Origin of the sequence: uncultured Dietzia sp., assembly GCF_937873725.1 — a bacterium.
In the GTDB taxonomy this organism is placed as follows: domain Bacteria; phylum Actinomycetota; class Actinomycetes; order Mycobacteriales; family Mycobacteriaceae; genus Dietzia.
The window spans coordinates 1-23,586 of record NZ_CALMYY010000130.1; the positions used below are offsets into that span (position 1 = coordinate 1).

The 23,586-nt window shown below is 71.8% G+C and carries 20 protein-coding genes; 15 read left to right on the top strand and 5 right to left on the bottom strand.

Annotated elements, in window-relative coordinates:
* From Q0444_RS14425 to Q0444_RS14460, 8 genes are all read left to right on the top strand, one after another.
* Window positions 1–549: Hsp70 family protein (locus Q0444_RS14425; protein ID WP_299023624.1), on the top strand; the 549-nt coding region annotated here is incomplete at its 5' end.
* A complete protein-coding gene (locus Q0444_RS14430) occupies window positions 546–743 on the top strand; it encodes a hypothetical protein (protein ID WP_291080154.1) in 198 nt (65 codons plus the stop codon). The genes Q0444_RS14425 and Q0444_RS14430, both read left to right, overlap by 4 nt.
* Complete coding sequence (gene grpE, locus Q0444_RS14435) at window positions 740–1,366, top strand: nucleotide exchange factor GrpE (RefSeq protein ID WP_291080152.1); 627 nt, start codon at window positions 740–742, stop codon at window positions 1,364–1,366. Before Q0444_RS14430 ends, grpE begins: the two co-directional genes overlap by 4 nt.
* Window positions 1,367–1,451: 85 nt before the next feature.
* The gene (gene dnaJ, locus Q0444_RS14440) at window positions 1,452–2,639 is read left to right on the top strand and encodes a molecular chaperone DnaJ (RefSeq protein WP_291080150.1); all 1,188 of its coding nucleotides are present in this window, start codon (window positions 1,452–1,454) and stop codon (window positions 2,637–2,639) included.
* Complete coding sequence (locus Q0444_RS14445) at window positions 2,636–3,064, top strand: heat shock protein transcriptional repressor HspR (RefSeq protein WP_291080148.1); 429 nt, start codon at window positions 2,636–2,638, stop codon at window positions 3,062–3,064. Before dnaJ ends, Q0444_RS14445 begins: the two co-directional genes overlap by 4 nt.
* 73 nt (window positions 3,065–3,137) lie before the next feature.
* On the top strand, window positions 3,138–5,819 hold the full coding sequence (locus tag Q0444_RS14450) for an AMP-binding protein (RefSeq protein WP_291080147.1): 2,682 nt from the start codon (window positions 3,138–3,140) through the stop codon (window positions 5,817–5,819).
* 97 nt (window positions 5,820–5,916) lie between these two features.
* Window positions 5,917–6,759, top strand: a complete 843-nt coding sequence (locus tag Q0444_RS14455) for a carbon-nitrogen hydrolase family protein (protein WP_299023629.1) — start codon at window positions 5,917–5,919, stop codon at window positions 6,757–6,759.
* A gap of 92 nt (window positions 6,760–6,851) precedes the next feature.
* A complete protein-coding gene (locus Q0444_RS14460; RefSeq protein WP_299023631.1) occupies window positions 6,852–7,772 on the top strand; it encodes a hypothetical protein in 921 nt (306 codons plus the stop codon).
* A gap of 5 nt (window positions 7,773–7,777) precedes the next feature.
* On the opposite strand, the gene Q0444_RS14465 is transcribed toward Q0444_RS14460, so the two are convergent.
* Complete coding sequence (locus Q0444_RS14465; protein ID WP_299023633.1) at window positions 7,778–9,085, bottom strand: FAD-binding oxidoreductase; 1,308 nt, start codon at window positions 9,083–9,085, stop codon at window positions 7,778–7,780.
* Window positions 9,086–9,142: 57 nt separating this feature from the next.
* A complete protein-coding gene (locus Q0444_RS14470; RefSeq protein ID WP_299023635.1) occupies window positions 9,143–9,832 on the bottom strand; it encodes a hypothetical protein in 690 nt (229 codons plus the stop codon).
* A 179-nt stretch (window positions 9,833–10,011) separates the two neighbouring features.
* On the opposite strand from Q0444_RS14470, the gene Q0444_RS14475 reads away from it, so the two are divergent.
* The gene (locus Q0444_RS14475; protein WP_291079780.1) at window positions 10,012–11,046 is read left to right on the top strand and encodes a DUF368 domain-containing protein; all 1,035 of its coding nucleotides are present in this window, start codon (window positions 10,012–10,014) and stop codon (window positions 11,044–11,046) included.
* Between the two features lie 28 nt (window positions 11,047–11,074).
* Here Q0444_RS14475 and Q0444_RS14480 read toward each other — a convergent pair whose 3' ends face one another.
* From Q0444_RS14480 to Q0444_RS14490, 3 genes are read right to left on the bottom strand one after another with little or no spacing between them, the layout of a single operon-like run.
* Window positions 11,075–12,340 (bottom strand): hypothetical protein, encoded by a 1,266-nt coding sequence (locus Q0444_RS14480; protein WP_291079778.1) that lies wholly within the window; start codon window positions 12,338–12,340, stop codon window positions 11,075–11,077.
* Complete coding sequence (locus tag Q0444_RS14485) at window positions 12,337–13,626, bottom strand: hypothetical protein (protein WP_291079776.1); 1,290 nt, start codon at window positions 13,624–13,626, stop codon at window positions 12,337–12,339. Before Q0444_RS14485 ends, Q0444_RS14480 begins: the two co-directional genes overlap by 4 nt.
* Window position 13,627: 1 nt before the next feature.
* Entirely contained in the window at window positions 13,628–13,966 is a 339-nt protein-coding gene (locus Q0444_RS14490) for a hypothetical protein (protein WP_268098756.1), read from the bottom strand.
* A gap of 223 nt (window positions 13,967–14,189) precedes the next feature.
* Here Q0444_RS14490 and Q0444_RS14495 point away from each other — a divergent pair, with 223 nt between their 5' ends.
* From Q0444_RS14495 to Q0444_RS14520, 6 genes are all read left to right on the top strand, one after another.
* Window positions 14,190–14,468, top strand: coding sequence for a hypothetical protein (locus Q0444_RS14495; protein ID WP_268098755.1), 279 nt, complete (start codon window positions 14,190–14,192; stop codon window positions 14,466–14,468).
* Between the two features lie 62 nt (window positions 14,469–14,530).
* Window positions 14,531–17,881 carry a DEAD/DEAH box helicase gene (locus Q0444_RS14500; protein ID WP_299023643.1) on the top strand — a complete coding sequence of 1,117 codons (3,351 nt, stop codon included), beginning with the start codon at window positions 14,531–14,533 and terminating at the stop codon, window positions 17,879–17,881.
* A 329-nt stretch (window positions 17,882–18,210) separates the two neighbouring features.
* Entirely contained in the window at window positions 18,211–18,753 is a 543-nt protein-coding gene (locus tag Q0444_RS14505; protein WP_291079772.1) for a hypothetical protein, read from the top strand.
* A 198-nt stretch (window positions 18,754–18,951) separates the two neighbouring features.
* On the top strand, window positions 18,952–19,878 hold the full coding sequence (locus Q0444_RS14510; RefSeq protein ID WP_291079770.1) for an FHA domain-containing protein: 927 nt from the start codon (window positions 18,952–18,954) through the stop codon (window positions 19,876–19,878).
* Window positions 19,875–20,294 (top strand): FHA domain-containing protein, encoded by a 420-nt coding sequence (locus Q0444_RS14515; RefSeq protein WP_291079768.1) that lies wholly within the window; start codon window positions 19,875–19,877, stop codon window positions 20,292–20,294. Before Q0444_RS14510 ends, Q0444_RS14515 begins: the two co-directional genes overlap by 4 nt.
* 59 nt (window positions 20,295–20,353) lie before the next feature.
* Window positions 20,354–23,080 (top strand): penicillin-binding transpeptidase domain-containing protein, encoded by a 2,727-nt coding sequence (locus Q0444_RS14520; RefSeq protein WP_291079766.1) that lies wholly within the window; start codon window positions 20,354–20,356, stop codon window positions 23,078–23,080.
* Window positions 23,081–23,586: the final 506 nt, after the last annotated feature.

The following is a 23,586-nucleotide window of genomic DNA, read 5'->3' on the forward strand; positions in this document are numbered from 1 at the left end:
CCGGCCCCGCGCGGCGTGCCGCAGATCGAGGTCACCTTCGACATCGACGCCAACGGCATCGTCCACGTCACCGCCAAGGACAAGGGCACCGGCAAGGAGAACACGATCATCATCCAGGACGGCTCCGGCCTGTCCAAGGAGGAGATCGACCAGATGATCAAGGACGCCGAGGCCCACGCCGAGGAGGACCACAAGCGCCGCGAGGAGGCCGACGCCCGCAACCAGGCCGAGTCCACCATCTACCAGACGGAGAAGTTCGTCTCGGAGAACAAGGACGCCGGCAAGGTCTCCGCCGACCGGTTCGAGTCCATCGAGACCGCGATCGCCGAGGCCAAGACCGCGCTCGAGGGCACCGACGTCGACGCCATCAAGGCCGCGGTGGAGAAGATCAACACCGAGGCCCAGGCCGTCGGGCAGGCCATCTACGAGGCCTCCGCGGCCGAGGGCGCCCAGGCCGGAGCCGAGGGTGGGTCCGCCGGATCCGCTGACGACGACGTCGTGGACGCCGAGGTCGTGGACGAGGACGAGTCGAAGGGCGACTCCAAGTGACCCGCCCCGACGGGACCCCCGACCCCGGGGCGCCCGAGGCCACAGACGAGGAGGCCTTCGAGGCGGCGTGGGCCGAGGACGCCCCCGTCGCCCCGGAGGCGGCCGCCGTGGCGGACGAGTCCGCCGGCGTCGGGGTCGAGGAGATCGAGGAGACGACCGCAGACGACGAGACAGCCAGGGGTGAGTTCCAGTGACAACACCACACGCGGACGGTCCGGAGTCCGATAAGGCCGCCTGGGCCGGCGGTGACGCCGCGGACGTGGCGGCCGCCGAGGCGATGGACGCGCGCTCGGCGACAGCCGACGCGGTCGAGGGCGAGGTCGTCAACGACGGCACGGCCGCCGACGACGGCGTCGAGCAGCCGCCCGGCGAGGAGACGACGGACCCTGCCGCGACCGACGCGACCGCCGAGTTGCAGAAGCAACTCGACGAGCGCACCGCGGATCTCCAGCGGGTGTCGGCGGAGTTCGCCAACTACCGCCGCCGTGTGGAGCGGGACCGCCAGGTGATCATCGACACCGCCAAGGGGTCGGTCCTCACCGAGCTCCTGTCGATCGTCGACGACCTCGATCGGGCGCGGGCGCACGGGGACCTCGAGGAGGGGCCGCTCAAGGTCTTCGCCGACAAGGTCCACGCGCTCCTGACGTCCCAGGGTGTCGAGGCTTTCGGCGAGGAGGGCGACGCCTTCGACCCGACCGTGCACGAGGCCGTGCAGGACGAGTCGGACGGCTCCGAGCCCGTGCTCGGCGCGATCCTGCGCAAGGGGTACCGCCACGGGGAGCGGACCCTGCGGACGGCGATGGTCAGCGTCCGCTAGTTACACCGGTGTGCAGTTGACCTCGTAGCAACAAGGTCAACTGCACACCGGTAGGCACTGACAACGAGAAGAAAGGAGGCGTCTGGTGAGTTCACGGGAATGGGTCGAGAAGGACTACTACGCCGAGCTGGGCGTCTCCAAGTCCGCCACCCAGGACGAGATCCGCAAGGCGTACCGCAAGCTCGCGAGCGACAACCACCCGGACAAGAACCCGGGGAACAAGGCCGCCGAGGAGAAGTTCAAGCGGGTCGGCGAGGCCAATAGCGTCATCGGCGACCCCGCCAAGCGCAAGGAGTACGACGAGTTCCGTGCCCAGGTCTCGTCGGGCGGGTTCGGCGGCTTCGCGCCGCCCGGCGGCGGCCGGTACACCACCACCGGCGGCGATTTCGACATCGGCGACCTCTTCGGCGGCGCCGGGGGAGCCGGTGGTGCCGGAGGCTTCTCCGACCTCTTCGGCGGACTGTTCAACCAGGGTCGCGGGGGCGCTGCGGGTGGTGGCGGAGCCCGGGCCCGGGCCCAGCGGCCACGGGGCGGGCAGGACGTCGAGACCGCGCTGACGCTGTCGTTCCGCGAGGCCGCCCTCGGTGAGACGGTGCAGATCAAGCTCTCGTCGGCGTCGCCGTGCCTGACCTGCCACGGCAGCGGCGCCCGTCCCGGGACCAGCCCAAAGGTGTGCGGGACCTGCCACGGCGCGGGTGTCACCCAGCGCACCCAGGGGGCCTTCGGGTTCGCCGAACCGTGCACCGACTGTGGCGGCACCGGCTCGAAGATCGACGACCCGTGTGGTGACTGCGGGGGGAGCGGGGTCACCGACCGGGCCCGCACCATCAACGTGAAGGTCCCGGCCGGGGTGCAGGACGGCCAGCGGATCCGCCTGTCGGGTCAGGGGGAGGCCGGATTCCGCGGAGCTCCGTCGGGCGACCTCTACGTGACCGTCACGGTGCAGAAGGACGCCGTGTTCGATCGCGACGGCGCCGACCTGCTCGTGGATCTCCCGGTGTCCTACCCGGAGCTCGTCCGCGGGTCGCAGGTGTCGGTGCCGACGCTCACCGGGCGGGTGACCGTCAAGGTCCCGGCCGGGTCGCGGGACGGTCAGATCCTGCGGGTCCGTGGCCGGGGGATCGCCCGCAAGTCCGGGACCGGGGACCTCAAGGTGACCCTCCGGGTGGCCACGCCCCCCGCCGGGATGGCCGAGGCCGAGCTCGCGGCGTACGACGAGGCGCTGCGTGCGGCCGGCTTCGATCCACGGTCGGGCTGGGCCGGGTCGGCGTGAGCCCCCGGCGGGAGGTCGGGGACCTCGGCCCCGACGACAGCGTCCTGGTGATCTCCGTGGCGGCCGAGCTGTCCGGGCTCCACGCGCAGACGCTGCGCACCTATGACCGGCTGGGGATCGTCACTCCCGAACGGACCAGCGGCGGCGGCCGGCGGTACTCCCTGCGGGACGTGGCCATGCTCCGCGAGGTGCAGCGGCTCAGTCAGGACGAGGGCGTCAACCTCGCCGGCATCAAGCGGATCATCGAGTTGACCAACCAGGTCGACGCCCTGCAGTCGCGGGTCCGTGAGCTGAGGGAGGAGCTCGCGGAGCTGCGCGCGGGTGCTGCGGCGCGCCGCAGGGCAGGCGGGGAGCTGGTCCACGTGCCCCGCTCGACCTCCGTGGTGGTCTGGCGTCCGCGCCACGAGCGCGACGACCGGCGCTGACGCCGACTCCCCGCTACTGCCCGGGCCATCCAACGGATTGCCCAAGGGTTGCCTACCCTCATACAGTGTCCGGATGACGATCTCGCAGGTGGGTACCTCCCGGGCGCCGCTCGGGTTGGTGTCCGCGTTCGCCGAGCGGGGCCGGGCGGTGGCGATCATCGACGACGACGAGGCCCTCACCTACGCCGACCTGGCCCGTCGCGTGGCGGACCGGAGCGCCGAGCTCCCGCCTGTCACCACCGGCCGGAGGCTGCTCGCACTGAGGGCCGCCAACACGCTCGCGTTCCTCGTCGACTACCTGGCCGCCCTCGAGGCGGGTCACGTGGTGCTGCTGCTGCCACCGGGGAGCCCCGCGCCCCGGGCCCTCGTGGAGGCGTGGGCCCCGGACCTGGTCCTGGGCGGCGGCGAGGTGGTTCCTCCGGCGGCCCACCGCACGCCGCCGGGGCACGAGCTGCACCCCGACCTCGCGCTGCTGCTCAGCACCTCGGGGTCGACGGGCTCGCCCAAGCTGGTCCGGCAGTCACGGGACGCGGTGCTGGCCAACGCCGGGCAGATCGCGGAGTACCTGCGCATCGCGCCGTCGGACCGCGCGATCACCACCCTCCCGCCGTACTACTGCTACGGACTCTCGGTCCTGCACAGTCATCTGCTCGTGGGCGCCTCGGTCGTCCTCAACGAGGCCTCGGTCTCGACCCCGGAGTTCTGGGAGCGGGCGGGTGCCCACGGTGTGACGACCTTCGCTGCGGTCCCGCACACGGTCGAGCTGCTCGAACGGGTCGGGCTCGACCGGCTGGACCACCTGCCGCGGCTGCGCTACCTCACCCAGGCCGGCGGTCGCCTGGCACCGGAGAAGGTGCGCACGCTCGCCGAGCGCCTCGAGTCGCGGGGCGCCGAGCTCGTGGTGATGTACGGCCAGACCGAGGCCACCGCCCGCATGGGGTACCTGCCCGCCCACCTCGCGCGCAGCCGTGCCGGGGCGATCGGCGTCGCCGTTCCCGGAGGGTCCTTCCGCGTGGACCCGGTCCCCGCCGACGGCCCCGACGGATCCACCGACCCCGCCGGTCACACCGATCCCGACGCCCCCGGCGAGCTCGTCTACTCCGGCCCCAACGTGATGATGGGGTACGCGCGCACCTCCGCCGACCTCGCCCGCGGCCACGAGCTCACCGAGCTCCGGACCGGCGACCTCGCGCGGATCGCCCACGACGGCCTGGTGGAGATCGTGGGCCGCATGGGCCGCGAGACCAAGATCTTCGGCCACCGGATCGACCTCGGCCGCGTCGAGGCCCTGCTCGCCGACGGGCACGGGATCGAGGCATGGTGTGTGGGCGAACCCGACCGACTCGTGGCGGTCACCCGGGAGTCCGGTGACGACGGCGGCCCGGCGGCCCTGGTCGCCGCGGCCGCCCGGGCGTCGGGGCTCCCGCCGTCGGCCGTCGAGGTGCTCCTCGTGGACGAGCCGCCCCGCACACCCGCGGGCAAGATCGACCACGCCGCGATCCGGCAGCTTGTCGCGGGCCGGGATCGCGCGGCGGGCCTGTCGGGTGCCGGGGCGGGCGACAGCGCGGGTGTCAGGGCCGGAGCCCCGGCGACAAGGCCGTCCGTGATGGTCGCGCACGCGCTCGGGCTCAGCCCCGACCAGCTCGCCGCCGCCGGACCGGAGGCGACCTTCGTGGACCTCGGGGGCGACTCGCTCACCTACGTCGTGCTCTCCACCCGCCTCGCCGAGACCGCCCCCGGCCTGCCGGACGACTGGCACCTGCGGCCGCTCGCCGAGCTGGACCACCTGGCCGCGACGGTGACCAGGGCCCCGTCCCGGTGGTGGGCGCCGTGGCGGGCATGGGCGCGGGTCGACACGTCGATCGTGCTGCGGGCGCTGTTCATCCTCACCATCGTCGGCACGCACACCCGGGCGCTCACGATCATCGGCGGCGCCCACGTCCTGGTGGCGCTCACCGGGTACTCGCTGGCCCGGTTCCGGCTGCACTCCCAAAGTGCCCGGGACCGTGCGCTCGGGATCGCGCGCACGGCGGGGCGGATCGCCCTGCCCGCCGTGCTGTGGTTGCTCATCGTGACCCCGCTGACCAGCCGCTACCACTGGTATTCACCGCTGTTGGCCACCAATGTCTTCGGCCCCAGGTCGTGGTGGGCCGACCGCTGGTGGAACCCCTGGCAGATGTGGTTCATCGAGGCGGTGGTCTACGCGCTGCTGGCGGTGGCCGCCCTCATGGCCGTCCCCGCGGTGAGCCGCCTCGATCGGCGGCTGCCCCTCGTCCTGCCCGCCGCGCTGGTCGCCGCGGGCCTGCTGGTGCGGTTCACGGTGATCGACCTCGGGGGTGGCCCGCAGGTCTGGTACTCGGCGCCGGCCGTGCTGTGGTTGTTCGGCCTGGGCTGGGCGATCGCGCGCAGCCACACCGTGTGGACCCGGCTGGCGACGTCGGCGGTGGCCCTGGCCTGTGTTCCCGGCTGGTTCGGGGACCCGGGCCGCGAGGCGGTGATCGTGGCCGGCCTGCTCGCCCTGATCTGGGTGCCGGCGGTCCGGCTGCCCCGCCCGGTGGTCCGCGTCCTCACCCCGCTCGCCGCCGCGTCGTTGTTCATCTACCTCACCCATTTCCTGGTCTACCCGCCGATCCGCGACGCCGGTCACGTCTGGGCCTCGTTCGCCGCCTCGATCGTCGTGGGTCTGCTCGCGTGGGTGCTGTGGGAGCGCGCGGGCCGGCTGGCGCGAGCGGTGCGGGCCGCCCGGCGCGGGTAGCGTCGACGGGACGCAGCCCGGCAAGGCCGAGCCTGCAACACCGAGTCCAGCAAGACCGGGCCCGCGACACCGAACCCACGCAACAGAGGAGGACGCCGTGCGCATCGCCGCCGCCCAGATCCTGTCCGGGCGCGATCCCGCCGCCAACCTGCAGCTGGTCCGCGAGTCGGTGGCCGGGGCCGCCGCGCAGGGGGCCCGGATCGTGGTGTTCCCCGAGGCCACGATGCGGGCGTTCGGGGCCGGCCGACTGGACGAGATCGCCGAGCCCCTCGACGGCCCGTGGGCGAGCCGGGTGGCCGAGGTGGCGCGGGAGCACGGCGTCGTCGTCGTCGTCGGCATGTTCACCCCCGGTGACGGGGGGCGCGTACGTAACACCCTGCTGGTGACGGGGGACGCCGGGGACGGAGGCGGAGACCTGCACCTGGGGTACGACAAGATCCACCTGTTCGACGCGTTCGGGTTCGCCGAGTCCGACACCGTGGAGCCCGGCGACTCCACGTGTGTGGTGACGGTCGACGGCGTCGGCGTGGGGCTGAGCGTCTGCTACGACATCCGGTTCCCCGGCCAGTACCGCGCCCTCGCCGCGGCCGGCGCGCGGGTGACGTTGTGCGCGGCGTCGTGGGGGTCGGGACCCGGCAAGGTGGACCAGTGGCGGCTCCTCGCCCGCGCCCGGGCTCTGGACTCCACCACTTTCCTGGTCGCGGTGGGCCAGGCCGATCCGCAGGTCGAGGGCGTGGACGTCAAGCCCGGCGCCCCGACCGGCGTCGGCCATTCCATGCTGGTGGGGCCGGACGGGACCGTGCGCGCCGAGGCGGGCCCCGGTGCGGGGCTGGTGGTGTTCGAGATCGACGACGACGAGGTGACCGACACCCGCCGGACGATCCCGGTGCTCGCCAACGGCAGGGTGACCGAGGACCCGGCAGCGGAGGGTGGGCGGTGACCGGGCCGGGCGGGTCCCGCGGAGGCGACGGGCCCGCGGATCCGGGGGACGGGCCCCGGGGCGATGACGCGCCCACCGAACCCACACCGGCTGTGAACCCGCCCACCGAGCAGATGCCCCCGGCGGACCCGGCCACCGAGCACCTGCCGCCCGTCGAGGCCGCAGGTGGCGGGACCGCGTGGTCGCAGTACCCGGAGGGCGAGGACCCGACCCGGGCGTGGACCGACGCCGGGGCCGCGACCGCCCCGGAACCGGGCCCACAGTCCGGCCCGGTGCCACAGTCCGGCTATGCCCCGCCGCCGGGTGACGTCCCGCCCCCGGGTGGCGGCGGATGGGACGGCGGCGGCTGGGACGACCGCGGTGGGGACGGCAGGGCCCCTGATTCGACGCCGTGGGTGATCGTCGCCGTGCTGCTGGCGATCGCGCTGGTGGCCGGGCTGATCGTGTGGCTCGTCTCGTCCGGCGGTGACAGCCGCGAGCCCGTGGCCGCGCCCACGACCACCACCTCCACCCCGACTTCGACCCCGCGCCCGACCACTCCGAGCCCCACGACGCCCACCACGACCGGCCCACCCGGTCTGGCCGAGCGCTGCTCCCCGGGCTTCGTGGCCGACGAGGTGGGCGAGGGCACGTCGGTCCGGGAGTGCGACGGGCGCTTCCTGCTGGTCAGCCGCGAGGGCGGGGAGCTGGAGCTGCTCTCCTGGCGCGACGACACCTGGGTTTTCCTCGCCGAGCCGACGTCCGACGTGTGCCGCGAGCAGCTCGAGCAGCTGGGGGTCCCGGATCGGTTCCGTCGGGTGTTCCAGCCGTGTGGGCGACCCACCACCAGCAGCTCGACCTCCACCTCGAGCCCGACGAGCGCCGACCCGACCACGACCTCATCGGAGGAGACCGTCACCACCGTCCCGGCCGGGCAGGACCCTGCGCCCGGGGAGGGGGACGATGACGGGGACCGGGACGGCGACGAGGACGGGGACCGGGTCGGCGGCGGGAACGGCGACGGGGCCCTCTGACCCGCTCAGGGCCTGTCGAAGCTGATGTTCTCGCGCGGGGTTCCGGCGGCGACCATCCCGCGGACGGTGGCCCGGATCATGTCGGGGGAGCCGGCGACGAGCACCTGCCGGTCGGCCCACGAGCCCCAGCGGGTCACGGCCTCGACCAGCGTCCCGGTCTGCCGGCGGTGCAGGGTGCGGGGCAGCCCCTGGCGGGGTCCGGCCCACCAGGGGTCGGTGTCCTCCTCGGAGACCGGCTGGATGGTGAGCCACGGGGCGGTGGCGGCCAGGTCGACCAGCGTCGGCAGGTCGTAGAGGTCGCCGGGGAACCGGGCCCCGTAGAACAGGTGGACCCGCGGGTTGAAGCCGTGCCGCATCATGTCCATGAGGAGGCAGCGCAGCGGTGCGATCCCGGTGCCGCCCGCCACCATGAGGACGTCGCGGAACGGCTCGGTGCGGTCCACCTCGAGCAGCCCGAGGGGTCGCGCCAGGACCCACCGGTCGCCCGCGCCCACACCACGGACGAGGGAGCCGCTGAGCGCGCCGCCGGGCACGTCGCGCACGTGGAACTCGATCTGGCCCGCGGGGTTGGCGGGGATCGACGGGCTCAGCCGACGCCACACGCCGGGGGAGTACGGGGTGAGGACGCTGAGGTACTGCCCGGGGTGGTAGTCGATCATCACGTCCGAGATCAGCCGCACCCCCCCCCCGTCGCGGGTGGGCCGCAGCACCTCCACCACGGTCGCACCCACCCGGGCTGGCCCGTGACCCGCGGCCTCACCCTGCTGTAGCGCGGTCGACAGCACCCGGTAGGTGGTGTCGAGAGTGGTGGCGAGCCGGTCGTCCCAGCCGCGCCCGGCGAGGTGGCGCAGGGTGTGGGCCAGCGCCTCGCCGAAGCGCTGGTGATGGCGGGGGGCCAGCTCGAGCTTGCGGTGGTCGGCGCCGAGGTGGCGGGCGAACTCCACCACCTCGTCCGTTGCGGCGGTGTCACCGCGTGAGGCCTCGGTGGTCTCGAGGGCCCACGTCATGGCGCGGACGAACTCGGCCAGCACGCCGGTGGCGTCGCGGGGGAACAGCTCGCGGAAGTCGGGGTCGGCCGCGCGCAGGGCGCGGGCGAACAGGTCGGGGAAGCGCGGGTCGGCGAGGAGGTCGCGCAGCGCCAGCAGGGGCGGCGTCCCGGTCCCGACAGGCACCGGATGGGCGAGCGGCTCCGCCAACGGGTCGACGCGCCGACCGAGGAACGGATCCAGATCGATGTCCCGGACCAGGTCCTCCACCTCCGACCTGCCGAACGGGTCGTCGGCGTTATCCGGTCCGGAGCTGCTGTCCACCACGCGCGCCTCTCGTCTCGTCGTCGTCGCCCTTCCCGTCAGCCTATCCACGCCCGGGCATCACCTGCCGAGGGTGATGTCCACGCCCGCTCTCAGCTCGTCCTCCGTGTACGTCAACTGCCCCCGGCCGGGGATCTCGACCACGTAGAAGGAGGCGCCGGAGGGGACGTCCTCGAAGCCGAACGTGAAGGTGCAGGAGGACAGGTCGCCGCCGTCGTAGGCGAGCAGTGTGCTGCCGATGGCGTCGTAGGGGCCCTCGGACAGGGTGATGCGTGTGCCCTCACCCAGGTCGGAGAGGGAGACGGGCAGGTCGCAGCCGGTGCCGTCCCCGGAGACCGGCTCCCCGGGTGAGGTCGCCACGGTGAAGCGACCCTCCACGCTGAACGTGGCCCCTGGTGCGCGCTCGGCGGGGGGTGCCGCGGGGGGCGGCAGTGGGTCGGAGGCGCGTCCGGGGTCGTGGCCGCGGTCGGGTTCGGAGCCGGGGCCGAACAGGGCCAGGCCCAGGACCACGACGACGACGAGGGCCAGCCCCCCGACGATCGCCGCCGCCACCCCGGTGCCGCCCGGGCGTTTCTCCCCGGGGGCGGCCGCGGGAGGTGGGCCGTCGCAGGGTCCGCCGGGGGGAGGGGGTGGGCCGGGCGCGCCGGCGGGGCCGGTGGGGTCCGGCCCGGGGATCGGGGAGGGCAGGGGACGGGGCGGATCGCCGTAGCGGTAGGTGCCGTCGGACAGTGGCGGGTACTGCATCGGCATGGTGCGCGCCCCCCTTCCGGTCCGGCGGTCGACGCCGGCGCGGCCCCGCGTACCGACCCGCGCGGTGTCGGCTCCGGTGATCGAGTCTAGTCGCGAGGCCGGTGACGGGTTGGTCACAGTCGGCGGCGCGAATCGGGTGGCGAGTGGTCGCGGGGGCCGATCTCGGGGATGGTGGAGGGATGTCTGCCGAGCTCCCCCGTTCCGCGCCCGCCGCCTCCTCCGAGTCGGTGCATCACGACCCGGTGGCCGATGCCGATCTCGATCCACGCACCCCGGTGCCGGGCCGGCCCGGACCGCTGGGGATGGTCGGCAACGCCGTCCGCGGCGCGCTCATCGGGATGGCCGAGCTCGTCCCCGGCGTCTCGGGCGGCACGGTGGCGCTGGTGACCGGCGTCTATCCGCGCCTGCTGGACTCCGGGGCGCACGTCGTGGACGGTCTACGCTCGGCAGCCCTCGGCCCCGAGCGTCGGGCCCGTACCCGCGCGGCGTTCCGGCACGTCGACTGGTGGCTGCTGCTGCCGCTGGCGGTGGGCATGCTCGCGATGGTCTTCACCATGGCCGGCGTGATGAAGGGGTTCGTCGAGGGCAGTCCCGAGATCGCCCGGGGGTTGTTCCTCGGCATGGTCGCCGCCAGTATCGCCGTGCCGCTGGGGATGGCGCGCGCCACGCCGGGCGGCCGCGGCTGGGTGCTGGGGCTGATCTTCCTCGCCGGTGCCGCGTTCGCGTTCGTCTTATCGGGACTGCCGAGCGGGTCGATCAGCGACCCCTCCTACCTGTTGGTGTTCGTCGCTGCTGCGGTGGCGATCTGCGCCCTGGTGCTGCCCGGGGTGTCGGGCTCCTACCTGCTGCTGGCGATGGGGCTCTACGCCCCGACCCTCGGCGCAGTGGACGACCGGGACGTCGCCTACCTCGGCGTGTTCGCCCTGGGCGCGCTCGTCGGGATCTCCCTGTTCGTCAAGGTTCTCGACCGCCTGCTCGAGGACTTCCGCAAGCCCACGCTGGTGGCCATGGCCGGACTCATGCTGGGGTCACTGCGCGCGCTGTGGCCGTGGCAGACCGAGGGGGCCGACGTGCTCGCCCCCGGCGATGACTGGCCGACGGTCCTGGCCGCCGTGGCCGCCGGCATCGTCGTGGTGCTGATCGTGCTGGCCGTCGAGCGGGTGTTCCAGACCAGCGCCGCGGAGCCTGCCCCCGGTATGCCGGCCGCGACCTGAGCCACTGGCCCGTGACACGTCCGGGCGGTCACTCCTCCGGTGGCGGCACGAACTCTCCCTGCTCGCGGCCCGTGGACCGGTCGGTCGTCACGAGGTATCGAACCGGCCCGTCATGGTCGGGCAGGTCCCGCAGGAGATAGAGGCGTGCGCCCGTCCGGTCCACGTCGATCTGCTGGGCGTCGACCCCGTCCATCAGTGCGCGCGGCGGCATGACGGTATAGGCCGCCCTCCGCAGGGCTGGGCTCCCGAGTCCCCGCACGTGGCGCAGGGTGAGAGCGCCGTCGACGAGCGCCTGCCGTAGCCACGCGTCGACCGGGATCCCGGCCAGGAAGTCCTCTCCGGAACCGTCGGCGAACTCGATCGCGGGGCCGGACTCGTGGTGGTATTTCGGGAACCCGATGTCGAGGAGCCTCCGGTCCCGGAAGCGGACCGCGGGACGCCGGGAGATCTCGATCGAGCCCTCGACCGGACACAGGTAGCCCAGTCCCGCGCAGAACGCCTCGACGAGCAACGGGCCGACCCGGAGTTCGACGGCGAATTCCCGACGCACGTCCTCGGAGGGACGCCAGTGCGGGGCGTCGCCGCGCGCGCCGTGCTCGACCATGAATCCCACCCACCCGAGGACGAGGCGCCCGACCGAACACCGCGCGATCGGCTCTATCGGCGCCGACCTCGGGCCCTCGCGCTCCGCCTCCGCGGTCGCCCACAGGGTCAGGCCTCGCCGCGGCGCGGTATCGGGAGCGGCATCGGGCTCGGAGTCGGACCCCGCGGTGTCGAGGGGCGGATCGAACTCGAGGGCCTGCCACCCGTAGCGCTGACCCCACGGATCGGTGAGCGCGCCGAAGTGACGACCCCACCGGTCTCGCAGCGGCGAGTAGCGCACCCACGGATCGCCCTGCTCGTCGGGATCAGGGGTGTCGTCGAGCTCGTGTGGGCTTCCGACCTCTCGGATCTCGGAACAGGGGATCCGGGCGATCTCCGCGATCCGGCCGACGAGCTCCCGCACGCGGGGCACGTCCCACTCCACGTCCGTCAGCCCCGCCGAGTCGGTGCGGTCGAGGACGTCGTTGGGGAACGACTCGGGCAGGACGGACAGGTCGGCCAGCCCGGTCAGGTCGCGCGGATTCGGGTCGCGCGTGGGGCCGGGGGACTCCGGCGGTCCGGAGAGCAGGGCGACGGACAAGCGCAGGCTGTCGAGGGCATCCGAGAGCGAGATCGGTCCGGCGGCCTGGTCGGCACCACCGGCGTCGGACTCGCCGGGCGGCGTCGAGGAGAAGGGCGACATCGTCGTCACCCCTCCAGGCTCATCCGGCGGTAGTCCGACTCACTGATCCCCCACGCCGCGGCCTGCGCGGCGTCCGCCGAGCGGAGTTCGCCGATCTCGGGCGGCACGAACTCGCCGTACTCGCGTCCCGTCGACGGGTCGGTCATCACCATGAACCAGGTGGGGCCGTCGAGGTCGGGATGGTCGTGGATCAGGTGGAGGCGTGTGCCCTTGGTCCCCACGTCGACCAGGTCGGTCCGGAGCCCGTCGAGCCGCGCGGCCGGGGGCATGGCCGAGTAGGCGGCGAGCCGGAGGTCCGGCTGCCGGATCTGACGGACATACCTCATGGTGAGGGCGCCTTCCACCACGGCCGAGAAGAACCACTCGGCGAGTTCGCCGCCGCCGAGGAAGTGCAGTCCCGTGCCGTCCGTGAACTCGATCGCCGGTCCCGACTCGTGGTGGAAGAGCGTTGTCGCGCCGAACTCGTCCGGCTGGTCCAGGAACCGGACCGCGGGTCGGCGGCAGACCAGGATGTCCTCACCGGCCGGGGCCAGGTATCCCAACCCCGCGCAGAACGCGTCCGTGAGCGCCTCGCCGAGGCGGAGTTCGACACCGAACTCCTCGCCGGTCTCGCGGTGGGGTGACCAGTCCGCGGACGAGATGGGCGCGCCGAACTCGAACATCATCCCCACGTAACCGATCACGAGGGTGCACACGGAGAAGCGGGAGGCTTCTCGTCCCTCCGCGGCCACACCGAGGAACGTGTCCGCGTCGGCACGGACCAGCAGGCCCCGGCCGTACCGCTGCCGCGGGGACTCGCGGACGCCGACGGGGGTCGCGCGCTCGAAAGCGTCCGCCCACCGGTCCACGTTCAGGACTCGGGTGAGCCGACCGAAGTGGGGGTTCCACGGGGAGAGCGCGAGGTCCGGCCCCGCGGAGGCGTGCAGGTACCCCGGGGCGTCCGCGAGCTCGCCCATCGCGGCGGGGGAGGGCACGACGCGGACCTCGGCGCAGGGGATCTTGGCGAGCGCTGCGATCTCCCGGACGCGGGCGATCACCGCCCCCTCGTCCCAGTGCACGTCGGAGAAGTCGAGGGCGTCCGTCCGCTCGATCACCCGGCGCGGTGGGTCCGCCCACCCGTCCGGCATGTCATCCCGGTACGAGACCGGGCCGGGGAGGGGCGTCTCGTCGTGAGTCAGCATCCCCGACTCGCGCAGCGTATCCAGGGCCCGGGCGAAAACGGCCGACTCGGAGACCGTGTCGGAGCCCGTGTGGAGGCCCGCGCCGAACCGGGGGGTGTCATCGGTCCCGGACACGTCAGTCGATCACGGCGCGGCGCTCGCCGGCGAAGGGGTCGTACTGGGACTTGGTGAGGACCGAGTACAGGCCCGCGGGGACGGGCAGGTCGCGGTGACGGTCGGTCTCCTTGAGCTGGACCAGGGTGCCGGGCTCGGACAGGCGGACGTAGGTGCCGTCGGCATGGATCACCTCGACCGGGACGGGGCACTCGAGCACGTGGTGGTGCCCGGTCTCGGAGTGACCGACGACGGGCGCGGAGTCGCGCTCGACCGCCGTGACGGAGGCCGCGTCCGGCTCCCCGCAGGGCATCAGGAGGATCTCGCCGTGGCGGATGGGGGCGTGGGCGTGGTCGGACATGGTTCCTCCTGGTGGCGGGTGGAGTCCACACCGTAGCGCCGGGGTACGACAGCTGCTAAGTCCTTCACGGCCCTTGTGCGGCGCCTCCTCCTCGGGTAGCTTCATTCGTCCCGGTAGCTCTACCGGAGTTTCACTCTGACGCCTCCTCCGGGCACTCGTGTGTCCGCAGGGAGGGCGTCGTCGCCTGTCGCGGCGATGCAGCACTGCAGAGAGGAACCACACGATGGACCAGAGGGACGCTCTCACCGACCGGGAGCGCCGAGAGCTCAATCGGCGTCTACAGCGCGTCGGCCGCGACGCCACCAGACTTCGTCACACCGAACGGGTCGCACGCTGGGCGATGGTCGGCAGCGGGCCCTTCCCCCTCTACGCCGACTCCGAGGCGGAGATCGGGGAGGAGCTCGGTCTTCTCCTCCGGGCGCTCGGCCCGCTCGCCCTCCTGGGCGATCCGGACCTCCCGGCCAAGTGGAAGCTCCCCGAGCGCCCCGAGCGCCCGCAGTGACCGACATGCCTGGTCGGCGGCTCGGGCGCCGCGATGTCCGACCGGTCGCCTACGGTGTCCCCGTGTCCAGACGAACGTGGATCCCCGAGCCCGAGATCGAGGCGTTCGTGGGTTCAGCGGCGCTGGGGCGCGCGCGGCCGTACGTTCGTCCCGGCAAGGTGCGGGACCTCGCACTGGACCCGGAGGCCAGGCGCCTCACCGCGAGGGTCGAGGGCAGCGGGAACGAGTGGTACTCGACCACCGTCACCCTCTCGATCCCGGAGTCGGACGGAGCCTCGCGGCCGACGTTCTCCGCGTGCACGTGCCCCGTGCGGATGCGCTGCAAGCACGCCGCAGCGGTGATGTTGCTCGTCGACACCGCCGCGGCCCACGACGCGCCGCCGGACTGGCGCCGGGTGGCGGAGGACGCGGTGCACGCGCTCACCGCCCGCCGCGCGCGTCGGGAGTCCCCGGTCGTGGGACTGCAGCTCACCGTGGTGGCCGACGACGAGGTGCGCGACGGCTGGTCCGGCGGACTCCGGCCCGGCCTGGGGAACCGGCTGCGCGCGCGGATCGTCGTCCCCGCCCGCGGCGGTCGGTGGAAGTCCGCGGGCCTGGAATGGGACCGCCTGCGCTACGGCTACGCCGGCGACCTCTCCCCGGCGCAGGTCGGCTGGCTGCGCGCAGTCGACGCCCTGGCCCGGAGCCGCCGACAGGCCCGCGTGTGGCTCGACCTGTGCGACGCCGAGGTGCCCGCCCTCTGGCCACTTTTCGCCGCCGCCGCGGAGGCGGAGATCGAGATCGTTCCCGGCGACACTCTGACCGAGGTCCGGCCCGGCGCGCCGCGCCGCGCCGGACTTACCGCGTGGAGCCCCGACGGGCGGGAGGTGGTGGTCACCGCAGCCGCCGAGGTGATCGCGGACGAGGACGGGGAACGGGGGGTCGACGACGAGGCCGACCCTCCCGCACAGGGTGCACTGGTGGGGCAGAACGGGGACCTCGCGGCCGTGGTGATCGGGCGCGTACTGGAGCTCAGCCCGGTCGGGCGGATGGACCCCGACGTGGTCCGCGGCCTACGCGCGTGGCGCGAGATCACCGTGCCGGAGGCGGAGGTGCCCGAGTTCTGTGGCGGGTACCTGCCACAGCTCGCCGAGACGGTCCCCGTGGTGGACCGCGTCGGCCGGCTGGAGTTGCCCCGGTTCGACCGGGTGGAGCTGGGCCTCACGATCCGGCCGTTCCGGGGTGGCGCCGACGGGCGCGGGGACTCCGAGCCCGGGCCGGATCTGTTGGCCGAGTGGCACCGCGTCGTGGTGCTGAGGCTGTCCGACGGTTCGGAGGTCGAGCAGCGCTTCGGTCTTGACGAGTTCGCCTCTACAGAAATCGAGCCGGACCTCGCCGCGGCGCTCGAGCGGGTCGAGAGGTCGGAGTGGGCGTGGGCCCTGTCGTCCGCGCCGGTGCGGATCGACGGACTCGAGGCTGCGCTGTTACTCGTCGACGGCGTCCCCGAACTCCGGGCGATGGAGGGCGTCCGAGTGGACGTGCTCGAGGGCGTCGCGGAGGTCCGGCGCGCCACCGAGGGGCCTCGCGTGCACGTGGCGGCCGAGGACGAGGAACGGTCCGGGATCGATTGGCTCGGGCTGTCAGTCACGGTGACCGTCGAGGACAGGCCCGTGCCGTTCGCGGAGCTCTTCCGGGCGGTGGTCAGGGGTCAGGAGGAGTTCCTCACCACCGACGGCGTCCTGGTGACGGTGGACCTCGAGCGCTTCGGCGAGCTCCGGGAGCTGCTGGAGGAGGCGCTGCAGGCCACCGTCGAGCGGCTGGGGACGCTGCCGGACGACGACGGCGAGTTCCGCGTGGGCCTCGGCCAGTCGGGGATGCTCGCCGACCTCGCCGCGCTGGCCGACGACCTCGCCCCACCCACCGGTCGGGCCCGCGCGCTGCTCGACCTGGCCTCGGACACCCCCGCGCCCGTCCCCGTGCCGGCCGCGCTCCGGGCCGAGCTGCGGCCGTACCAGAAGGAGGGGCTCGACTGGCTGGCACTGTTGTGGCGGCACCGGGTCGGCGGGATCCTGGCCGACGACATGGGGCTCGGCAAGACCCTCCAGTCGCTCGCACTGATAGCGCACGTGCACGAGACGGCCGGTGGCGACGGTGCCGGTGTTCGTGCAGGCGGCGCTTCCGAGGGTGCCGCCGCGCCCGGGCCATTCCTCGTGGTGGCGCCGTCGTCTGTCGTCCCCAACTGGGAGTCCGAGGCTCGGCGCTTCGTGCCGTCGTTACGGGTGTCGAGGAGGCCGGTCACCGAGGCCAAGGCCGGCACCACCGTGGCCGAGGACGCGGCCGCCCACGACATCGTGGTGACCTCCGCGGCCGTCCTGCGGCTCGACGCCGAGGCGTACGCCGGAGTGCGGTGGGCCGGCGTGATCCTCGACGAGGCCCAGCAGGCCAAGAACCCGGCGTCCAAGCTTTTCGCCGCCCTGGCCGGGTTGCGGGCCGAGTTCCTCCTCGCTGTCACCGGAACCCCCATGGAGAACAACCTCACCGAGCTGTGGGCCGTGTCCGCGCTCGCCTGCCGCGGGGTCCTGCCCGACGCCCGCGAGTTCCGCACCCTCTACCGCGCGCCCATCGAGAAACACGGCGACGCCGAGGCGCTTCGCAGGCTCCGGCGGCGCCTGCGGCCGTTCCTGCTGCGCCGCCGCAAGGAAATCGTCGCCGGCGAGCTTCCGCCGCGGACCGACGCCGTGGTGGAGGTGGAACTCTCGGCCGCGCACCGGCGGGTGTACGAGCGCGAGCTCGCGCGCCAGCGGGCGGCGCTGCTCAAGCTCCTCGACGACTTCGACGCCAACCGCATCACGATCCTCGCCGGGCTCACCGTGTTGCGCCGACTGTGCCTGGACCCCGCGATCGTCGACCCCGCGCATGAGAGCATCTCCTCCGCCAAGACCGACGAGCTGATCTCGTCCCTCAAGGAGGTCGTGGCGGAGGGGCATCGTGCGCTGGTGTTCAGCCAGTTCACCACCTACCTCGACACCGTCGTGGAGCGGCTGCGCGACGAGGGGATCACCGTGGCCCACCTCGACGGGGGCACGATCGACCGCGCCGGCGCCGTCGGCGAGTTCACCGAGGGCGGCGCGCAGGTGTTCTGCCTCAGCCTCAAGGCAGGCGGCGTCGGCCTCAACCTCGTCGGCGCCGACTACGTCTTCCTGCTGGACCCCTGGTGGAACCCCGCCACGGAGGCCCAGGCCGTCGACCGTGCCCACCGCATCGGCCAGACCCGGCCCGTGATGGTCTACCGGATGGTCGCCCGCGACACCATCGAGGAGCGCGTCGTGGAACTCCAGCGGCGCAAGGCCGAGCTCTTCTCCTCCGTCCTCGACGACGGCGAGCACTTCTCCACCGCACTCACGGCGGAGGACCTGCGGGGGTTGTTGGGGTAGGGGTGAGTTCCTGAGGGTGGTCGTGGTGGACGTGGGTGGAAGCTCGAGACGGATCGCCACCGGGCGGGAGGCTGCGGATCTCTCACTTGAAGCAATCGCCTTCCGCGAGCGGGGCGCCTCGTCACCACCGTGCGCGGGGTGGTGGGTCGACCGTCCGCGGTGGGGGTGTCGGTGGCCGGAGGGGCCGCTCGGAGCCGAGTTGTCCGAGGCACTGTGGTGCCCGGTGGTCGTGGTGAACGACGGCACCGTCCACGCGACGGCCCTCGGGGTTACCAACTGGTTCCCCACGGGCACTCGCGGTGGCGCTCGGGACGTCCGTGCGGAGCGGCATGACGGACAGTGGAGGCCAGCTCCTCGCGCCCTGCTCCGGCGAGAACCGGGATCTCGGCGAATGGCGCCTCGACACCGGCGCGGAGCACCGGGAGATGTGGCGGGCGCTGGCAACCCGGAGGCTCGACGTCCTCATCGCCGAGCGGGGTGAGGCCGACGGTTGGAGACAGTACGGCGACCGACTGGGGAACTTCCTTGTCCGGGCGAGTCAGGTGTTCCAACTCCGTTCCATCGTCCTGTCCAGCGGCATCGCGCACGCGGGCGGACAGGATCTCGACGTTGTCGGGGGCGAGCTGCGTAGGATGCCCGACTACCTGGAGACGCCGGGCGTCATGCTCGGGCCGTTCCGCGAGGCCGGGTGTCGTCGGAGCGTGGGTGCTGGCTCAGGGGCAAGGTGCCTAGGCCGGGTTCGGCGCGGTTCCGATCGTCGTGAATGGGAAACCTATCGAACTTCACGACTGCTCTCCGGGGAGCCAGCGAAGAGCTGTGGGCTCACCTCGACGGTCGCCGGGCGGCGGCGAGCCGCCGTCAGATGCGTTTGAGCAGCCGAGGTCCTCCGACGAGGCCGTCGCGTTGTGTGGCCCACTTGAAAGCACCTTCGTCAGCTGCCGGTTCGTGAGGCGCTGTTCGACCGGTTCCGGATATCTCGACTATCGGGGATGCTCCCGCTCGGGAGTTCACACGAGTCCGACCGTGGTTCACGCTGACAGCGTCAGAAGAACTCCGTCGGAAGGTCCCTCATGAGTCCTGATGTGGTCTGGATGGTCGTCGCGGTCGTTGTCGTCGTCGCGATTCTGTTCAGGACGATTCGGCAAAGTTTGAAGTCGTTGCGTTCCCGTCGTGGATCTGCATCCAGGAAGGCCCACACGTCGCACAACGTGGGGGCCTCGGTGCGGTCGTGGTCGCGGCTCGGACTCGTGAGGTCGGGCCTGTTGCGACCCCTCGGCTCCGCGACGTTGATCGAGAAGGCGGTGCGCACGCTCGAGAAGAGTGCCATCGTCCGCCCGGATGGGCTCAAGGACATGCCCGACCAGCTGACCGTCTCCGTCAACACCGAACAGTTTCAGGCGGTCGGCCGGTACCGGGAAGAGATCGAGTCGGCGATCGCACGCGGTGCCGCCGATCGCGCCCGTTTCAACGGCTGGCCTCACGCCGCGGTGCGGGTTCGCCTGGTGCTCGATCAGGGTCAGACGGAACCGGTCTCCATCGGAGTCAGGTTCGACAACCCCTTGGACATGCTCAGGCCGGGAACAAGTGTCGCGGAGCCTCTCGGAATCAACCTTGAGCAGGTCGAGTCCGACAGCGGTGCTGAACGAATCGAGAACGTGCCGGTGGCGTCCCCGTGGGTCCTCAGCATCGCCGACGGCAAGACTGTGCAGCTCTACACTGACCGCTGGTACCACCTCGGTGCAGACGGGGACAACGACGTCGTACTCGACGACCCTTACGTGTCCGGTGTTCATGCCAGCGTGTACGCCACGGAGCTCGATCTGCAGATCGAGGACGGTAGCCCGGAGGGTGCTCCGTCGACAAATGGGACCTGGGTGAACGGCTTCGCCGTGAAGTCCTTCCTCGCTCGGGTCGGAGACGAAATCACAGTTTCCCTCGGCCCAGACACCGTGATCGAGGTCATCTGCCACGACCAGACGGCTCGGGGCCACTCATGATCGCTGAGCTGGCGGTGTTGAGCACACTCGCGGCGTCGGCGGTGGGGCTGTACCAGGCAGTCGGGAAGCGTTCCGCGGAGCCGACTGGAGACCCTGACCGGTCGACGCGGGGGTCGGCCCCACTCGTCCACCTCGATGCCAGGGACAGCTCCGGAAAGCCGCTCGGCCGGTTCGCCGTGTCAGGCCCGGCCACCGTCGGCTCGGCGGAGGGCTGTGCGATTCGCCTGCGCGATGTGCGGCTGGCTCCACGACATGTTCGCCTGCTGCCTCTCGACGGTGGGCTGGTGCAGGTGCTCTCCGAGTCCTCCGAAGAGGCGGTGTTCGTCGATGGCGTGCCGTTGATGCTTCGCGACGTGGTTGCACCGGGGGGAACCATCGGCCTGGGCGAGGTTGAGCTCCGCGTTGTTTCCTCATAGGCCGGTGGAGCCACGGGAACCCAGGTCAGGCCACTATCAGCACCGGGAACGGAGTCTTCATGGATGATCGAGGTCGAATCGATTCCGCGACAGTGCTCGCCGCGCTCGCTGCCGCGGTGCTCGTCGGGACCACGATGAGTGCCCTTGGCTTGAGCCACACCCAGACCTGGACTTGGGCACTGCTCGCCGCGGCGGCCGTCCCCGCCTCTGCTGTGTGTGCGCGACTGGCGACCGGTTCCCGGTTCGCCGTTCCTGCGGTGACGGCAGCCACACTGCTGACCGCCGTGGGTGTCGCAACGTTCCAGGAGGCCGGCGGGGAGGGCTCGGAATTCGCCTTCGGCGGATTACTGGGCCTGGCCGGATTCGTCGTGGTTGCGTTGGTCGTGCGTGCCGCCCGAGGACGGGGATTGGTCGAGGCATTTCCGGTCTCCGGGCTGATCGCCCTGACCGTCTTCGCAGCCGTGTCATTGGCCTTGACGCGAGTGCCACCCTTCTCCGCGCCGGTCGACGTGGCAGGGGGAGGGCAGGTGAATGTGAACCTGAGGCTGCTCGGCCTGGTTGTTCAGCCGGGTGAGTTCGTGCGTCCGCTCATCGTCGCGATCGTCGCGATCGTCGTCGCGCAGGAGTCCAGCGCGCTGCGGCGGCACGCGCGCAGTGGGGCGCGCGCTCTGGCGAAGGTCGCAGGCTTTCTCGCTTTCGCCGCCGTCATGTTCGTCGTCAACGCCGACCTCGGACCCCTGCTCTTCATCTCCCTCACGACGGTCTTCCTCCTCTTCGCGGTCCGAACCTCGAGGCTGGTGAAGGTCGCCTCGGCGCTCGCGATCGTTGTGCTCTTCGGGGTCGGCTCACTGGTGTCGACCACCTTCCGTGGACGAATCCGCGACATGCTCTTTCCGATCACGAGTGAGGGCAACGTCACGAACCTCGGTCGTGGTCTCGCTTCGATCGCCGAGGGCGGCCTGCTCGGCGTCGGCGTCGACGCGGATGCGAGTCCCACAGTGTTCTTCGCACAGGAGTCCGATTTCGTCCTGACCGCTATCGGACACTCCCGTGGAGTGCTCTTCCTCGTCGTGCTCTTGGCGCTCTTCGCCGTCATCATCCGGGCATTGTGGCGCGCCGTTGACCAATGTCACGGTGATGTTGCTCGCAGCGTGGCCACGGCGCTGACCCTTCTCGTGCTGACACAGGTCGTGTGGACCTTCGCGGCCACGCTCGGATATGTGCCGCTGACCGGCATGGTGGTGCCGTTCCTGAGCACAGGCATGTCCGGAATGGTCGGCTTATGGGCGACCATCGCAGTAGTCCTCAGCCTTGGCGGTAGTGGGACCGTGACTCGGGATCCGAACCCGGCGACGCATTTCCGGGCTCCGCGGATGGAGGCTGCCGCCGCGCTTCTCGGCGTGGCGGTCCTGGTCGTCGTGTCCGGAGTACAGCCTCGGGTGGAACCCGGCTCCAACATTCCCAAGGACTGGGCCCTGCGGCGGGGCGCTGTGGTCGCCTTCGACGGGACCGTCCTCGCCAGGACAAACGCCGCAGGTGACGGGCGTGACTATCCCCAGGGCTCTCTCTTCGGCGATGTCGTGGGCTTCACCGCCGTCGGAGCCGGGCGCGGCGTCGAAGAACGGTACCGGGGCCTCATGAGCTGCGAGAACACGTGGTGGCAGTCTGCCATTGGCAAGCACTGTGCTCCGCCCGGGCTCGTGACGTCGTTGAGCAGTGGGGCTCAGACTCAGGCGCGGGACCTGCTTGAGGGGCAGGTCGGGGATGCAGTACTCCTCGACCTCGTCTCCGGTGGTGTTCTCGCTGCGTACAGCACGTCCGCAGTGGATCCTGCGCGGGCGATCGAGGCCGCTCTCGCCGGGCAGGCGTCTGAAGCCGTCCGCGGCGAGGTCGACCCGCGCACTTTGAACGGCCCTGCATTCCAGACTCACGCGACCGCCCCGGGATCGGTTTTCAAGGTGGTGACGGCGGCGGCGGCCCTGGAGGCCGGAGTTCCCACCGACACCCCGATGTCGACGGGCTACCAGGCTCCTGGCGGTCATCAGGTGATCCGCAACGCCGACGGCACGCTTGGTGGGGGATCAATGGAGAGTGCGCTCTCGGCCTCGGCGAACACTGCGTTCGCCGAGATCGCGATCCGGACGGGAGAACTCGCTCTCAGGGAGATGGCATCCCGCGTGAGCTCGGTACCTGATCGCTCCGGGAATCTCACGACGGAGCCGATCACGCTGGGGCCGGGCGCCCTGGATCCTGATGCGGTGGCTCGAAGTGGGTTCGGACAGCAAGGGGTTCGGGCGACGCCGCTGGCACTTGCCGTCCTTGGTGCGCACGTCGCCGGAGGAGCGGAGGTTGCCGACCCGAGAATCCTGCGCGGACGGTGTCACGGAGAGGTATTCGAGGACATGCCCGCCAGCCGGTCGATGAATCCACTCCCGCCGGACGTCGGGGCACAGCTACGGTCGGCCATGGTCAGGTCGGTCGCTGAGGGGCGAGTGGACGGGATGGCGCACGTGCCTGGGGGGGCCGGGGCCAAGACGGGCACCGCCCAGGGGCCGGACAATGCCTATGACGCGACGATCGTCGCCTTTGCCCCAGTAGATGCTCCCCGATTCGTCGTCGCGGTCCGGGTCGAAGGGTCCCCCGGTGACGACAAGTCCGGGGGGAGGGACGCGGGCCCTGTCGCTGGGGCCTTGTTGTCGAATGCCCTGTCGAACGAATCGCCTGGTCTCGCCGACGGGAATGGCCCCTGCCGGTCCCGGACCGCCACCGGTCACGAGGAGGAATGAGCGATCTGGGTCACCTCCCGAGCGGGAGGTGCCCCAGGGGACTCTGTCGCGAAAACTGAGGCCCGTCAGGAAGACAGACACACGGGAGGGAGCAGCGTCATGGCTCGGCAGACGCGACGGCGGCGGGGAGCACCGAAGGGGCGGTTTCCCAGCTGTCCGCAGGTGGCAAAGGTCAGGTACAACCAGCGTAACGACGCCACCCAGGCACTGACGGTGGCGCGGCGGCTACGTGGTCGAGCTGAGCTGCAGGGGCAGACCTGCACCCTCCGGGTAGATCGCTCGTACCACTGTCAGTACTGCGACGGATGGCACCTCACGAGCAAGCCCGATCGGAACGCAGGCAGGCGTGGGACGGACTCTACGCGGGTGTGACCACCTAGGGACTGCTGCGAACGTCAGGTTAGCCAGCCGTCGATGGCGGCAAGGGTGAAGGTGGCGGTGTAGCGCGGACAGTAGTGCCCCATAAAGTGGTGTAACTCGGTGGCCGAGATCGTCTGCGATTCCGT

Bases quoted from the DNA above. Each gene is read 5' to 3' on its own strand.
- Q0444_RS14450 (WP_291080147.1), top strand. From the start codon at position 3,138: ATGACGATCTCGCAGGTGGGTACCTCCCGGGCGCCGCTCGGGTTGGTG.
- Q0444_RS14470 (WP_299023635.1), bottom strand. From the start codon at position 9,832: ATGCCGATGCAGTACCCGCCACTGTCCGACGGCACCTACCGCTACGGC.
- Q0444_RS14475 (WP_291079780.1), top strand. From the start codon at position 10,012: ATGTCTGCCGAGCTCCCCCGTTCCGCGCCCGCCGCCTCCTCCGAGTCG.
- Q0444_RS14490 (WP_268098756.1), bottom strand. From the start codon at position 13,966: ATGTCCGACCACGCCCACGCCCCCATCCGCCACGGCGAGATCCTCCTG.
- Q0444_RS14495 (WP_268098755.1), top strand. From the start codon at position 14,190: ATGGACCAGAGGGACGCTCTCACCGACCGGGAGCGCCGAGAGCTCAAT.
- Q0444_RS14505 (WP_291079772.1), top strand. From the start codon at position 18,211: ATGACGGACAGTGGAGGCCAGCTCCTCGCGCCCTGCTCCGGCGAGAAC.
- Q0444_RS14510 (WP_291079770.1), top strand. From the start codon at position 18,952: ATGAGTCCTGATGTGGTCTGGATGGTCGTCGCGGTCGTTGTCGTCGTC.
- Q0444_RS14515 (WP_291079768.1), top strand. From the start codon at position 19,875: ATGATCGCTGAGCTGGCGGTGTTGAGCACACTCGCGGCGTCGGCGGTG.
- Q0444_RS14520 (WP_291079766.1), top strand. From the start codon at position 20,354: ATGGATGATCGAGGTCGAATCGATTCCGCGACAGTGCTCGCCGCGCTC.